This window comes from Nonomuraea sp. B12E4, assembly GCF_039871825.1.
GTDB lineage: Bacteria > Actinomycetota > Actinomycetes > Streptosporangiales > Streptosporangiaceae > Nonomuraea.
Genome location: NZ_JBDPME010000031.1, coordinates 1 through 15013 on the forward strand (window position 1 = coordinate 1; position 15013 = coordinate 15013).

Genomic DNA, 15013 nt, shown 5'->3' on the forward strand with positions numbered 1-15013 from the left:
ACTTCGTCCCCTTCGTGTCTGAATGTGCAAATCGAAGGATTACGAAGTGGCCGTCACTTGTCACATGGATCTCTCCCGTCACACCAGAGGGAAGATCACCCGTACACCACTCCCGTGGACGCTAACCCCGGCGATCTCCGGTATCCACAACCTCACCTCTGACCGGCTCCACTCATCCACAGAACTGCGCTCGGCCCGATGCCGCCTCCCCCCACCGAACGATCCTGGCTTCCCCGACCCCTACGGCAACCCTCAGGGCGCAGGAGGCAACCATGATTCGCTTCACCCTACTTTGGCGCATCTTCAACGGAAGACTATTCGCAGGGCTCTTCACCGCCCTGGCAGCGGCGTTCCCCATGCCCGCCCAAGCCGTCCCGCTACCGGCCGAAACCCTGAAGCGCATCGTCAAAGGCGAGCGCCTCACGAAGGGCCACATCGCCGCCTCCGCCGCCCTCGACCAGCTAGGCGTCTCCTTCTCCTGGGGCGGCGGCTCCACGAAGGGCCCGACCATCGGCATCGGCAGGGGAGCACGCACCAGAGGCTTCGACTGCAGCGGCCTGACCCTCTATGCCTGGTCCAAAGCAGGCATCCGGCTGAGTCATTACACAGGTGCCCAATTCCGCCAGGGCCGCAGAGTCCCGCTGACCGCCCGCCGCATAGGCGACCTGCTCTTCTTCGGCGGCGGCACGGGCGACCCCACCCACGTGGCCTTGTACCTGGGCGGCAAACTCATGATCCACGCCCCCAAGACCGGTGACGTGGTGAAAAAGACCAACTTCCTCAACTCGACCTACTTCCGCGCCAACTTCCGCGGCGCCGTACGCCCTGGCTGATCACGCACACGCCGTCACTCACATCCATCCCACCAGACGTAGAACCCCCCAACTCGCCGTACGGACACGAGCACTGGCACAGGGGAGGCCGGCACGTACGGCGGGGCCAGGCGTGAGGCGGGGCCAAGCTGAGGCGGGGCCAGGCTGAGGCGGGGCCAGGCGTGAGACGACATGCCGGCCGCGAGATACCTACTCTTGATCACTCTTTGTTATCAATCAGGACGCGGACAAATGACTATTTACCTGACTCTGTGTGTTGCCGGGCAAGCGATCCCTGGGCTCATATTCCAAGAACCGCATGTCAGGGCCGCGCGCCCGGATAACATCGAGTGTCCTTGACCCCGGCAAGTGATGAGAGTGGCAGAAGATCGATGAGTTCGGTGACCGTACGTGTGCCTGCGAAGGTCAACGTGCAGCTTTCTGTCGGCCCGCTCCGGGAAGATGGCTACCACGACCTGGTCAACGTCTTCCACGCAGTGTCGATCTTCGATGAGGTGGTGGCGAAGGAGTCCGAGTCGATCACCGTGTCGGTGAACGGGAAGTGGTCCGACCAGGTGCCGGTCGACGACACCAACCTGGCCATCCGGGCCGCCCGCGCGCTCGCCAAGCATGCGGGGCGCACCTACGGCGCCGACCTGGTCATCCAGAAGGACATCCCCGTGGCGGGTGGGATGGCGGGTGGCAGTGCGGACGCTGCCGGTGCGCTGGTGGCGTGCAACGAGTTGTGGGGCTTGGGGCTGCCGTTCGAAGATCTCATGGAGATCGCGGGCGATCTCGGCAGCGATGTGCCGTTCTCACTGCTGGGCGGCACAGCGGTCGGCACCGGCCGAGGTGAGCAGTTGAGCGAGCTGCCCACCGGCGGCACCTTCCACTGGGTGTTCGCGTTGGCGAACGGCGGCCTGTCCACGGCCAGCGTGTACGCCGAGTGCGACCGGCTCAGAGAGGCCTCGGGCGCCGAGATCCCCTGGCCGCAACTGGACGACACGCTGATGGAGGCCCTGGGCACCGGCGACGCCTACTCCCTGGGCGCACACCTCAGCAACGACCTCCAGGCCGCGGCCCTCAACCTCCGCCCCGAACTCGCGCCTACCCTGGACGCGGGCCGGCAGCACGGGGCCCTGGGCGCGATCGTCTCCGGCTCCGGACCCACCTGCGCCTTCCTCGCCATCGACGCCACCCACGCCCGCGATCTGGCCCTCAGTCTGACCACCACGGGCGCCGCCCACACCGCCGTCGCCGCCCACGGCCCCGTCCAAGGCGCCACCGTCCTCTAACCCCAGCCCAACCCCCACCTCACCGGAGGGCCGTGGCCGGAGGAGGTGACGGTTGGCTTCTTGGCCTGATGAGGGAGGAGGGCTGTCGCCGGCCTGAGGGATGCGTCCGCCAGGCGTGGACGAGGTGGTCAGGGCTTGTGTTCGGCGATGCGGGCGAAGGACATGATGTCGAGCTCTTCGCCCCGGGCCGAAGGGTTCACGCCTGCCTCGCGTAGTGCGGTCTCCGCCAGGGTGGCGGTGCCCGCCCAGGATGCGAGCGCCGCCCGGAGGGTTTTGCGGCGTTGCGCGAAGGCGGCGTCCACCACGGCGAAGACCTCCGTGCGGGAGGCCGTGGTGGCGGGGGGATCGCGGCGGACCAGGGAGACCAGACCGGAGTCCACGTTGGGGACGGGCCAGAAGACGGTACGGCCCACCGGACCCGCTCGGCGTACGTCCGCGTACCAGGCGGCCTTGACCGACGGGATTCCGTAGATCTTGGAGCCGGGGGTGGCGGCGAGACGGTCGGCCACCTCGGACTGGACCATGACCAGGCCCTTGCGCAATGACGGGAGGGCCTCCAGGAGGTGGAGGAGCACCGGGACGGCCACGTTGTAGGGGAGGTTGGCGACCAGGGCCGTGGGGGTGAAACCGGACAGGTCGTCAGGGGTGATCTTCATGGCGTCGGCGTTGATCACCGTCAGGTTGTCCGCGCCGTTTCGGTCAGCGACCGTAACGGGCAATTGGGTCGCCAGCACCGGATCGATCTCGACCGCTATCACGTGTGCGGCTGACGGCAGCAGGGCCAGGGTGAGAGAGCCCAGACCAGGCCCGACCTCGATGACCACGTCGTCCGGTGACAGGTCGGCCACCCGGACGATGCGCCGGACGGTGCCGGCGTCGATCACAAAGTTCTGGCCCAGCTTTTTTGTCGGACGCAGATCCAGGTTATCCGCCAAAATACGTATTTCTGCAGGGCCCATCAGCCTCATCATCCAACCAGTCTCCCGCATCGAAGAACCTGCGATGGCGTACGGGGAGACCAAAGGAGAGGATGGCGTGGAACAGGAAGGGACGTCCCTCATGGAGCCAACGGGCGCCGCACCACTTCGCCCGACGGACTTGCGGGAGATCGGGCCGTACCGGCTGCTCGGACGGCTCGGTGAGGGCGGGATGGGGACCGTCTTTCTCGCACGGGCACCGACAGGGCGATTCGTCGCGCTCAAAGTGGTGAAGGCGGAGTTCGCCAACCAGGAGGGGTTCGCGGCCAGGTTCCATGCGGAGGTCGAGAACGCGCGCAGGGTGGCCTCGTTCTGTACGGCTCAGGTGCTGGACAACGGCAACACCGGCGACGGACGGCCATATATGGTCACCGAGTACATCGCGGGCACCCCACTGTCGGATCAGATAGGACAGTACGGGGCCCTGGAGCCCGGGCCGCTGCACGGCGTCGCGCTGGGAGTCGCGGCGGCGCTGGCGGCGATCCATGTGGCCGGGCTCGTGCACCGGGATCTCAAACCGGCGAACGTGATCCTCTCGCTGTCCGGACCTCGGGTGATCGACTTCGGGATCGCCAGGGCGCTCGACAGGGAGACCGGGTTCACGCTCTCCGGTGAATTGCTGGGGAGCCCCGGCTGGTGGGCCCCCGAGCAGGTACGCGGCCAGGCCGTCAGCCCGGCGGCCGACATCTTCGCCTGGGGTTGCCTGGTGGCGTACTCGGGCAACGGCCGTCACCCGTTCGGGCGGGGCGACCCCATCACGCTGGCCTCCCGCGTCCTGAACACCCCACCCGAGCTGGGCACCCTGCCATCCCCGCTCAACGAGCTCGTACGGCGGGCCACGGCGATGGAGCCGCACGTGCGGCCGACCGCGCAGGAGTTGCTGATCGCCCTGGTGGGGGGCAGTGCCCCGGCGGCGTCCATGCCCGCCGATCCGCCCACCCTGGTGGCAACGGAGATGCTCAGCGACTATGGCTGGCAGCCACCGCAGAACGTGGTGGACGAGCCGGACATCACGGCCGCGTTCACGACTCCCCCGCCGAGCGAGGCGACCGGACGGGCTCCGGGTTCCCCGGGTTCCGGTGGCCGGGCGCCCAGTTTGCCCGGTTCGTTCGGAAGAGCTCCCGGCTCCGCTGACCGGGCGCCCAGCTCGCCGGGGTCTACTGAACGAGGGCCCAGTTTGCCGGGGTCCGCGGAACGAGGACCAAGTTTGCCAGGGTCTGCTGGCCGGGGGCCTAGTTTGCCGGGCTCGTTCGGCAAGGCGGCCACCTCGCCGAGTTCGCCAGGTGAGGCGAGTGCCGACCCGGCCCCGCAGGGCCCCTCGGTCGAGGAGCTGGCCAGGAGGGAAGAGCAGGCGGCCAAGGAAGAGCTGGCCCGGTGGGAGGTCCAGAGTCCGCTCCAGGAGCAGGGCCGGGCGCGCGGACTGTTGCGGCGCGCCCGTGCCCCCGAGGAGGCCCGCCCCGGGGAGCAACCCGCCCGATTCCGGCAAGGACCCTTGTCAGGTGCGAACACCCAGCCGGGTGAGCAGACCGGCCAGTCCGCTCCACCCGGCAACGAGTCCGACACCATCGGCGGTACGCGAACCGCGGGCACCCGGTGGCTGCTGGCCGCCGTGGCCGCCGTTCTGGCCATTGTCGTGACGTCGGCCGTGCTGATCGTCACCTCCGCCCGCGAGACGGCCACCACCCGGGCCAACGCCACCCAGGCCGCCGCCACCGCCGGGCCCAACGACGTGGGCCGCAGGTTCGCGCTGGGCGCGAACTTCGACGATCCGATCGCGATCGTGGCGACGACGCCCGAGTGCGGGCTCAGGGAGTACGAGGGCAAGACCGCGACCCGGGGACAGCTCTGCGTGATCCGGTGGACCATGATCAATCCGGGTGGCGAGCGGGCACTGCTGATCCAGCCCGTGGTGACCATGGTCGACGACCAGGGCGGCGAACACGACCCGGCCCCCGTCACCCTGCCCCCGGCCATCCTGCCGGGTGGGCGGGTGGACAGCGCGTTCGTGTTCGACCTGGCCATGTACCGCAGGCCCGTGAAGCTGACGGCGACCATGCTCGAGAACGGGCAGCAGATCGAGGTGACGCTGTGATCATCCGATCCGCTCTCATGGCGCTCCTGATCGCTACGGGCGCCCCGCTGATGTCCACCACGGCCTCCGCAGCGGTCTGCGGTGGAACGTCCGACTTCGACGGCGACGGCGTGGACGACGTGGCCGTGGGCGACCCGTACGCGGACGACCGGAAGGGGTCGGTGAGCGTGGTGTCCGGCGACAAGGTCATCGCCGTCACCGTTCCCGGCCTGGCCGGTGGTGATGGCTTCGGCTGGTCCGTACGGCTGGCCAAGGTCGACGGCGACGCCTGCGCCGACCTCGTGATCGGTGCCCCGTACGCAGACGTGAACGAGGCCGAGGACGCCGGGGCCGCCTACGTGGTCTACGGCGGCGGGGCCACGCCTCCCCAGCGCCTGACCGCCGCCCAGCCGCAACGATTCGCGCATTTCGGCTGGTCGATCGCGGCACGGGGTGACCTGGTGGCGATCGGCGCGCCGTACGAGGACGAGGGATCGCTGCTGGACGTGGGCGCCATGTACGTGCGCAAGGGCACCGCCCCGTTACGCCGGATCAGCCAGGAGACCGTCGAGATACGGGGCAACAGCGAGGCGGGCGACCAGTTCGGCTGGTCGATGGCCTTCGGCCCGGGGAACGGGATGGTCGCCGGCGTGCCGTACGAGAACGACGACGGCGCGGGCCGCCAGGTCGAGGCCGGCAAGATCAACTCGGGCTCGGTGGTCTTCATCGACGACGTGCTGGCACCTGAGCTCACGTCCTTGAAACTGGACTCGCCGACCAACGCCGGCGGCGACCGGTACGGCTACGCGGTGGCGTACGCCGAGGGCTCCGGATACGCGGTGAGTGCGCCTGGCCCCGGATACGTGCAGCTCCTCAACTCCGCCAGGAAACCCGTCAGGACGGTGACACAGGCGGGCAAGGACGCGTTCGGGTTCTCGATGGCCGCCTCGGCGGACGGCAGGCTGGCCATCGGCGCGCCCTACGGCGGCGGTGTCCGGATCGTCTCCTGGAAGAACGCCGAGGAGGATCGCCGGTTGGCCGCGGCCGACGGGCTGCTCGGGTGGTCGGTGGCCTTCAGTGGCAGCAAGCTCTTCGTGGGGCAGCCGGACGCGCGCCCGTACGGGCGGGTCGCGGTCGTGGCCCGCAACTCCGACGCCCTCCAGCCGCTACAACCGGCCCAGGGCGCCGACTTCGGGGCGGCGGTGTCGGGCTGACGCCCGGCGGTGTCCCGCCAAGGCCCGTTTCGGGCGGGCGCGCGTGCACGGGCCGTTCCGGACGGGCGCACAGGGGCCGCTCCGAGCGGGCGCGCGTGCACGGGCCGTTCCGAGGTGGCGGATGGGTGGGATGGTTCAGGAGGCGGCCAGGGCGGTTCGGTCGAACAGGTGGTGGCCGCAGTTCGGCCACTGTCCCTGCCACCTCCCCTCCACCGTCTGGTACAGGAGTTGGGCCCGGTAGGTCTGCTCCCCCTCCGGCCAGGCGCTCGGCAGCCCCATGCCGCCCACGACCTCCCACATGGGCAGGCTGAACTGGTACATGCCGTAGTACGGACCGTCCGGGTTGTAGGCCTGCGGGTCGCCGTGCGACTCGCACTCCGCCAGCGCCCGCCAGTTGAGGCGCGTGATCTCCGGCTCGACCGGCATCGTGTGCGGCGGCGTGATCGTGATGACCGTGCCGTCCTCCGGGAAGCTGGTCAGCGGCGGGGACACCTGGTAGCCGCGGTCCAGCGGGATGCGCTTCTGCCTGAGCACCTGCCGTACCGTGCGGGCGGTCGTACGCGAGGTGAACCGAGTCGTCCCGGCGACGACGTGCACCTCCCGCCGCGTGTGGACCGTCAGCGACATGCCCTCCAGCGGCACCGCGTCGCCGGGCAGGGCGGACAGCTTGCCCGGCGCCGGGACGACCTCGAGCTCGGCCAGGGCGTCGGCGACGTTCGTGGCGGTGACCAGGTGCCGGGAAGTACGGCCGTCCAGGGTCAGGATGAGCGGGCGCGCCCGGCGCACCTCGATCGTGGCGCCGTCGGCGACGGCCACCTGCGCGCTCGGGCGTACGATGTCGCCGGCCCTCAGCGACACCCCGGCGTCGCCGAGCACCCCGCGTACGGTGCCCGCGAAGCTGCGCACCGTACGCGGCTCGCCGTCGACGACCACCACAACCTGTTTGATCAGGAACGACACCGCCGCGACCGTGCCGAGGGCCACCACCCCCGCCAAGCACACCACGGGGGTCCATCGGGACCGCCAGGGGATCGGCGGCCGCGGCGCACGTCTCTTGCCTCGCACGAAACCACCTCCGGTAACGGGCTGCGACCGCCCGAACGCTAGCGGCGACGAGAGCGCCGCAGCCACCGGTTCACCAAAAGATGGTCACCACGCGCCGAAGACCGTGACTCCGTTGGCGCTGATCGCCTCGCACAACTCGTCCGGCTGCAAATTCTTGACCTCGGCCAGGCAGCGCAGGGTGAGCGGGATCAGGTAGGGGGCGTTGGGCTTGCCTCGGTGCGGGACCGGCGGCAGGTAGGGCGCGTCGGTCTCGACCAGCATCAACTCCTTGGGCGCGACCTCGGCGGCGGCGCGGAGATAGGCGGCGTTCTTGTACGTGACGGGACCGGAGAAGGACATGAAATATCCGGCATCGACGCACTTTTTCGCCATCTCGGCGTCGCCGGAGAAGCTGTGGAAGACCACCTTCTCCGGCGCACCTACCTCGGCCAGCACCTTCAGCACGTCGTCGTGGGCCTCGCGGTCGTGGATGACCAGCGCCTTGCCGGTGCGCTTGGCGATCTCGATGTGCGCGCGGAAGCTCGCGTGCTGGTCGTCCTTGCTCGCCCAGTCGCGGTAGTAGTCGAGCCCCGTCTCCCCCACGGCCCGCACTTCCGGCCGCCCCGCCAGCGCCTCGATCTCGGCCAGCACCTCGGAGGTGGACTCGTGGGCCTCGTTGGGATGGATGGCCACCCCGGCGTAGACGCCCTCCTGCTCGGCCGCCACGTCCGCGTTCCACCGGGAGGACGCCAGGTCGTAGCCGATCGTGACCAGCCTGGTCACGCCGACGGCGCGGGCATCCTCCAGGATGCCGCGCACGCTGGCCGCCGCCGCCTGCGCGGCCTGCGCCACCGGATCGCCTGAGGAGGCCTGCCGGTTGCCGACCATGATGTCGAGGTGGCAGTGACTGTCGAACACGGGCCGGGACAGCGGCTCCGGCGCGGCGGGCAGCGCGTTACCGCCGGCTGCGGACTTGCTCACGCCGTCACCCGCCCAGCCGGGCCAGTTCCTCGTCCACGACCTTGGGATCGAGCTTCTTGAACAGCGGCACGGGCGGCGCGAGCGGCGTGCCCGGCTGGATCGGCCGGTGCTCCCACCGGGCCGCCCCGCTCTCGTAGTCGCCGGTGATCACCGGGTAGGGGTTGCCGCCGTCCTCGTCGACCTCGCTGATCGCCGGCATGCCCGACCACACGCCCTCGCCGCCCAGCATGGCGTGGACCTTGTTGGCGGAGCTGGGCAGGAACGGGGTGAGCATCGTCTTGGCGTCGTCGACCACCTGCAGCGCGACGTGCAGGATCGACTTCTGCCGGGCCGGGTCGTCCTTGAGCTTCCACGGCTCCTGCTCGGCCAGGTATTTGTTGGCCTCGCGGACCACGTCGAACGCCTCGGTGATCGCGTTTTTGAACCGCGACCTGCCGAGCTCCGCACCCACCGGCGCGAACGCCTTGCGCGAGCGCTCCAGCAGGGCCCGGTCGGCGTCGGTCAGGTCGCCGGGCTCGGGCACCGCCCCGAAGTTCTTCGCCGCCATCGAGATCGACCGGTTGACCAGGTTGCCCCAGGCCGCGACCAGCTCGCCGTTGTTGCGGTTGACGAACTCCTGCCAGGTGAAGTCGGTGTCCTGGTTTTCCGGACCGGCCACGGCGATGTGGTAGCGCAGTGCGTCGGCGTCGTAGCGCTCGAGGAAGTCACGCACGTAGATGACGACCTGGCGGGAGGAGGAGAACTTCCGGCCCTCCATCGTCAGGAACTCGCTCGAGACCACCTCCGAGGGCACCTGCAGCGCGCCCAGCGAGCCCGGCGTGCCGCCGCGGTCACCCTGGCCGTTGTAGCCGAACAGCATCGCGGGCCAGATCTCGGCGTGGAAGACGATGTTGTCCTTGCCCATGAAGTAGTAGCCGCGGGCGTCGGGATTCTGCCACCACTGCCGCCACGCGTCCGGGTCGCCCGAGCGCCTGGCCCACTCCACCGAGGCCGACAGGTAGCCGATCACCGCGTCGAACCAGACGTAGAGCCGCTTGTTGGGCTGGTCGCGCCAGCCGTCGAGCGGGATCGGCACGCCCCAGTCGAGGTCACGGCTGATCGCCCGCGGCTGCAGGTCGCCGAGCAGGTTGAGCGCGAACTTCAGCACGTTGGGCCGCCACTCGCCCTGCTTGGACTGCAGGTAGGAGCCCAGCACGCCGGCGAAGGCGGGCAGGTCGAGCATGAAGTGCTCGGTCTCGACGAACGTCGGCTTCTCGCCGTTGATGCGGCTCTTCGGGTTGATGAGCTGGATCGGGTCGAGCTGGTTGCCACAGTTGTCACACTGGTCGCCGCGGGCGCCGTCGTAGCCGCAGATGGGGCAGGTGCCCTCGATGTAGCGGTCGGGCAGTGTCCGGCCGGTGGAGGGCGAGATCGCGCCCATCGTGGTCTTGGGGAAGATGTAGCCGTTGGCGTGGAGGCCCTTGAAGATCTCCTGCGTGACGGCGTAGTGGTTTTTCGTCGTGGTCCTGGTGAACAGGTCGTAGGAGAGGCCCAGCCCGGTGAGGTCCTCGGCGATCACCCGGTTGTAACGGTCGGCCAACTCCCTGGCGGTCACGCCCTCCTTGTCGGCCTGCACCTGGATCGGAGTGCCGTGCTCGTCGGTGCCGGAGACCATCAGCACCTTGTTGCCCGCCATCCGCTGGTAGCGGCTGAAGACGTCGGACGGCACGCCGAATCCAGAGACGTGCCCGATGTGGCGGGGGCCGTTAGCGTACGGCCACGCGACGGCGGTCAAGATGTGCTGGGACATGCACCCAAGCCTATCCGCGCCCCCCGCCGCAAAAGCCCGCCCCCGATTTTTTACCGCACGAACAGGACCCCAACCCACACACGGGGTGGCGAACACACGGGCACGGTAAACACGCGGGTGCGGTACCTCGCGGGTGCGGTACCTCGCGGGGTGGCAGACACACCCGGGGTGGCGGACACGCGCGGCGTGGTCACGGCGACGGGTGGTCATCTCGCCGGGGCGGTCGCGACGGCGGAGCGCCGCCGCGCGGCGCCCCGCCAACTGGGCGCCGCGTCGGCGGGGCGTTGTGCGGTGGGACCCGGCGCAGGCGGACGGCGCCCAGGACGGGCCACGGAGCCCGGTCCAGGATGCGCCGTAACGGTGGCGCGCCACTGAAGGGTCAGAAAGCGTTTCCTGGAGGGCCATCAGCCAAGGTGCGGCGGGTGGCAGACCATGGCAACGCGTACCAGAAAATCAGCGCTTGGACTCTTCCAGAGAAACTGCCACTGCTGCCTCTTCGGCCGCCTTGGCGGCGACGTCGATGGAGCTTTCGCGGGTGCGGCGGATGCCGAGGATGCTGATGAACAAGGAGGCGAAGATCGTCTGGAAGCTCATCACCAGCGCCGTGGCCGACGGGACGACGATGCGCAGGGACTCACGCGGGTTGAGCTCACCGAAGCTGCGCACCTGCCAGTGGACCAGCGACATCACCAGGCCGACCACACCGGCCAGGGCCAGCAGGCCGCCGACCACCAGGCCCTTCTCCAGGGTCACGATGTCGATGATGCGGCGGATGCGTGGCGACTCCGGTAGGAAGCCCTCCTCGGCCGCATAGACCTTGGTGAAGAGTGCGAACAAGGCCGCCTGGAAGCCGATCACCATCAGCGCCGACGACCCGACCAGGGTGTCGACGTCGAAGGCCAGCTCGCCGATCTCCACCGGCCCGAACGTCAGCGCGGTGCCCGCGATCAGCCCCAGCGCCATCATCAGCACGCCGGGGTAGAAGAACAGCCACTTCGGGCTGTAGAGGAGCAGGAAGCGCAGGTGGCGCCAGCCGTCGCGCCAGGAGCGCAGGTGCGGCGGGCGGGAGCGGCCATCGGGCGAGAGGGTGGTGGGGACCTCGCGCACGTCGAGGCCCGACAGCGTGGAGCGGACCACCATCTCCGAGGCGAACTCCATGCCGCCCGTCTGCAGTTGCAGCCGCAGGATCGAGTCGCGCCGGAAGCCGCGCAGCCCGCAGTGGAAGTCGCCGATCGCCGAGGGGAAGAACAGCCGCCCGATGAACGACAGCACCGGGTTGCCCAGATAGCGGTGCAGCGGCGGCATGGCGCCCGGGGCGATGCCGCCCTTGAAGCGGTTGCCCATCACCAGGTCGGCACCGTCGCGAAGCTGCTCGACGAAGGGCAGCAGCGCGGTGAAGTCGTAGGAGTCGTCGGCGTCGCCCATCATGACGTATTTGCCGCGCGCAGCCCGGATCCCGCCCATGAGGGCGTTGCCGTATCCCTTTTCGTCCACGTGGACCACGCGAGCTCCGGCATCGCGGGCCAGCTGCTGCGAGCCGTCCGTGCTGCCGTTGTCGGCGATCAGGACCTCGCCCTCGATGCCGTGCTCCTCCATGCACGCCAGTGCCTTGCGCACACAGACTTCCACGGTCTCCGCCTCGTTGAGGCAGGGCATGACCACCGTCAGTTCCACGTGTCTACCCTTCAGTTAAGGCTCTTCCAGTGCACCATCATGCCCTGTGCCCGAGTGTGCTCGGGTCAAGACCGAAAAACGACTGGCATTCTTTACAGCATGGTGAGCGTCGCGGAGATTACCCCTGTGGACCACTCCGCCCCTGGCTGGGCAGCCCGTGCGCTGTCCATGTTGCGCAGGCATCGGGTGTTCGCCGCGGCCTTCGGCGTCGGCGCCGTGCTGCGGCTCATCACCATGCTCGGCTACGGCCCGGCCATGTGGTTCAACGACTCCTACGAGTACGTCTCGGTGGCGCTGCACCCGCGGCCGCACCCGATCCGGCCGGACGGCTACAGCGCCTGGCTGATGTTGCTCAAGCCGTTCCACAGCTTCGCCCTGGTGACCTTGACACAGCACCTGATGGGCCTGGCCACGGCCGCCCTGATCTACGCGCTGCTGCGGATCAAGTTCCGGCTGCCCAAGTGGGGCGCCACGCTGGCGGCGGCGCCGGTGCTGTTCGACGCCTACCAGATCCAGCTCGAACAGCTCGTGATGTCCGACACCCAGTTCATGCTGCTCGTGGTGGGCTCGATCAGCCTGGTGTTGTGGAAGCGGCGGCTGTCATGGAAGTCGGGCGCGGTCATCGGCCTGCTGCTGGCGCTGACCTGGCTGACCCGCTCGATCGGCCTGCCGATCCTCGCCCTCGTGGTGCTCTACCTGCTGGTCAAGCGCACGGGCTGGCGCCCGGTCACGGCCGTCATCACCGCCTGCGCGATCCCCGTCATGGCCTACATGGGGTGGTTCGCCGCCGCCAACGGGAAGTTCGCGATGACCAACAGCGACGGCCTCATCCTGTACATGCGCACGGCCATCTTCGCCGACTGCAACAAGATGGACATCGACAAGTACAAGGAGGTCCAGCTCCTCCTGCTGTGCATCAACGACCCGGTCAACCAGCGCAAGGACTACGCGCAGTGGTATCTGTGGGGCCAGGGCAACGGCGACGGCACGGGCACCGGCGAGGTGCTGCACCGGTGGGGCACCAACAAGAAGTGGAGCGAGATCACCAACGACGCGGCCAGCGCGTTCGCCACCCGGGCGATCCTGTCGCAGCCCGGCGACTACCTGGCGGTGGTGGCTCGCGACTTCCTCCGCTCGTTCCACTGGGCCCGGCCCCGCTTCCCGGACGAGTCCACCTACAACATGTACCAGTTCAAGCCGTACGTCGAGATGGACGAGAACGGCCAGCCCAAGCGGCTGCCGAAGTGGGCCTCCTACGCGGGCGGCCGGACCGACACCGACGCGTTCAGCTACGAGCAGGGCCCGCCGGAGACCCGGATCGTGCACCCGTGGGCCGACATCATGAGCGGCTACCAGAAGGTGTTCTACCTGCGCGGCATCATGCTCGGCGGCATCCTGCTGATCGGCCTGTACGGCGTCGCGGTCCGCTGGCGCAAGTTCGGCGGCCCGGTGGTGCTGCCGTGGCTGGGCGCGGTCGGGCTGCTGCTGGCCCCGGCGGCGACGGCCGAGTTCGACTACCGCTACGTGTTGCCGGCCGTGCCGCTGGCCTGCATCGCGGCGGCGATCACGCTGCGCCGCGGGGTCAGGAGGGGCTCGGGACGGCGGTCACCCAGGCGCGGAGCAAAACCCGCGCCCACCACTCTGCCTGTGTGATCGTCTCGGCGGACAGCACCGGATAGAGCCACCAGAAGTTGATCAGCACGATGAGCGCGTACGCCCCCACGCCCGCCGCCCCGACCGCCCGCCGGCCCGGGGGCGCGTCCTGCCTGCCCAGGATCTGCCCCGCCACCAGCACGGTCGCCAGCACCATGAACGGCACCACGGGGATCATGTAGAACAGGTACATCGTGCGGTCGTCGGCCAGGGCGTAGTAGAACCAGGGCAGCCAGCCCGCCGCGAACGCCAGCAGGGTCGCCCCGGCCCGCCAGTCGCGGGAGCTCACGTACCAGGCGATGAGCCCGATCAGGGCGAGCACGGCGCCGTACCAGAGTGCCGGGGTGCCGACCCCGAGCACCGCCTGCGCGCACTGGTCGGCCCCGCACGCCGACGGCGGCAGGTCCGCCTTGTGGTGGAAGGGGATCGCCCGCAGCAGCAGCGGCCAGTGCCAGGGCTCGGACATGTACTGGTGATATTCGTGCAGGTTGCTGTGATAGCCGAGGACCTGTGTCTGGTAGTCCACCCACGACCGCACCGAGTCGGCCACGAAGAACCACGGCCCCGACGAGGTCGCCTGGTCCCAGTCGCGCCCCCACCCGCCGGCGCCGGCGAACCAGCCGGTCCACGTCGCCGCGAACGTCACCGCCGGCGTCAGCGCCATCTCGACCAGCCCTCGGGGCACGTCGTACGCCCACGCCCCCCGGTAGGGCTCGCGTAAGCCCAGGGCGCGCCGGGCTCCCATGTCCCACATGACGCTCAGGACCGCGAACGCGATCAGGAAGAAGATCCCCGACCACTTCACCGCGCACGCGGCCCCCAGGCAGACCCCCGCGGCGAGCCGCCACGGCCTGGCGCCGAGCCCCGGGCCGCGCGGGGTGAGCGGCGAGCTCTCGTACCAGTCCACGAGCCGCCGCCGTGCCCAGTCCCGGTCGGCCACGAGGCACGCGAACCCGGCCAGCACCCAGAACATCAGGAAGATGTCCAGCAGCGCCGTCCGCGACAACACCAGGTGCAGCCCGTCCAGCGCCAGCAGCAGCCCGCCCAGGCAGCCGAGCAGCGTGGAGCGGGTCATCCGGCGCGCCACCCTGGCCATGATCAGGATGGACAGCGTGCCCACCAGGGCAGCGGCGAAGCGCCAGCCGAACGGGTTCATCCCGAACAGCCACTCGCCCACCGCGATCATCCACTTGCCCAGCGGCGGGTGGGCGACGAAGGAGGCGCAGTCGGCGGGCTGCGGGCAGTCCCGGAAGATGTCCAGGTTGCCGGCCATGAGGCGCTGGTCGGCGACGGGGTTCGAGGCGTCGCCGAGCATGGTCCGCTCGACGCCGTGTTTCAGCAGCGAGTAGGCGTCCTTGACGTAGTACGTCTCGTCGAAGACGACGGCCCGGGGCTCTCCTAATCGGACGAAGCGCAGGATGCCGCCGAACAGCGCCACCAGCAGCGGCCAGAGCCAGCCCCACAGCGGACCCTCCTGCATGGGTGGCACAAGCCCTCGCGCTG

Annotated in this window: 11 protein-coding genes; 5 read left to right on the forward strand and 6 right to left on the reverse strand. The window is 69.4% G+C overall.

Annotated elements, in window-relative coordinates; translation table 11 throughout:
• Window positions 1-272: 272 nt before the first annotated feature.
• Together ABGB18_RS41165 and ABGB18_RS41170 are read left to right on the forward strand one after the other, a co-directional pair.
• Window positions 273-833, forward strand: coding sequence for an NlpC/P60 family protein (locus ABGB18_RS41165; RefSeq protein ID WP_347701110.1), 561 nt, complete (start codon window positions 273-275; stop codon window positions 831-833).
• Window positions 834-1204: 371 nt separating this feature from the next.
• Window positions 1205-2107, forward strand: a complete 903-nt coding sequence (locus ABGB18_RS41170) for a 4-(cytidine 5'-diphospho)-2-C-methyl-D-erythritol kinase (RefSeq protein ID WP_347701111.1) — start codon at window positions 1205-1207, stop codon at window positions 2105-2107.
• Window positions 2108-2235: 128 nt separating this feature from the next.
• On the opposite strand, the gene rsmA is transcribed toward ABGB18_RS41170, so the two are convergent.
• The gene (gene rsmA, locus ABGB18_RS41175; RefSeq protein WP_347701112.1) at window positions 2236-3096 is read right to left on the reverse strand and encodes a 16S rRNA (adenine(1518)-N(6)/adenine(1519)-N(6))-dimethyltransferase RsmA; all 861 of its coding nucleotides are present in this window, start codon (window positions 3094-3096) and stop codon (window positions 2236-2238) included.
• A gap of 46 nt (window positions 3097-3142) precedes the next feature.
• Here rsmA and ABGB18_RS41180 point away from each other — a divergent pair, with 46 nt between their 5' ends.
• Window positions 3143-5176 (forward strand): protein kinase, encoded by a 2034-nt coding sequence (locus ABGB18_RS41180; protein WP_347701113.1) that lies wholly within the window; start codon window positions 3143-3145, stop codon window positions 5174-5176.
• Window positions 5173-6369 (forward strand): hypothetical protein, encoded by a 1197-nt coding sequence (locus ABGB18_RS41185; protein WP_347701114.1) that lies wholly within the window; start codon window positions 5173-5175, stop codon window positions 6367-6369. The genes ABGB18_RS41180 and ABGB18_RS41185 overlap by 4 nt, the downstream gene beginning before the upstream one ends.
• A gap of 135 nt (window positions 6370-6504) precedes the next feature.
• Here the strand turns inward: ABGB18_RS41185 and ABGB18_RS41190 are convergent, their stop codons facing one another.
• The 4 genes from ABGB18_RS41190 to ABGB18_RS41205 form a co-directional block, all read right to left on the reverse strand.
• Window positions 6505-7434 (reverse strand): ubiquitin-like domain-containing protein, encoded by a 930-nt coding sequence (locus ABGB18_RS41190; RefSeq protein WP_347701115.1) that lies wholly within the window; start codon window positions 7432-7434, stop codon window positions 6505-6507.
• Between the two features lie 84 nt (window positions 7435-7518).
• Complete coding sequence (locus ABGB18_RS41195) at window positions 7519-8394, reverse strand: TatD family hydrolase (protein WP_347701116.1); 876 nt, start codon at window positions 8392-8394, stop codon at window positions 7519-7521.
• 4 nt (window positions 8395-8398) lie between these two features.
• On the reverse strand, window positions 8399-10183 hold the full coding sequence (gene metG / locus ABGB18_RS41200; protein ID WP_347701117.1) for a methionine--tRNA ligase: 1785 nt from the start codon (window positions 10181-10183) through the stop codon (window positions 8399-8401).
• 453 nt (window positions 10184-10636) lie between these two features.
• Window positions 10637-11857, reverse strand: coding sequence for a glycosyltransferase family 2 protein (locus ABGB18_RS41205; protein ID WP_347701118.1), 1221 nt, complete (start codon window positions 11855-11857; stop codon window positions 10637-10639).
• Window positions 11858-11956: 99 nt separating this feature from the next.
• On the opposite strand from ABGB18_RS41205, the gene ABGB18_RS41210 reads away from it, so the two are divergent.
• Window positions 11957-13510: a hypothetical protein gene (locus ABGB18_RS41210; RefSeq protein ID WP_347701119.1), complete on the forward strand. Its 1554-nt coding sequence runs from the start codon at window positions 11957-11959 to the stop codon at window positions 13508-13510.
• Here ABGB18_RS41210 and ABGB18_RS41215 read toward each other — a convergent pair.
• Window positions 13440-14990, reverse strand: a complete 1551-nt coding sequence (locus ABGB18_RS41215; RefSeq protein WP_347701120.1) for a phospholipid carrier-dependent glycosyltransferase — start codon at window positions 14988-14990, stop codon at window positions 13440-13442. The genes ABGB18_RS41210 and ABGB18_RS41215 overlap by 71 nt on opposite strands.
• Window positions 14991-15013 lie beyond the last annotated feature (23 nt).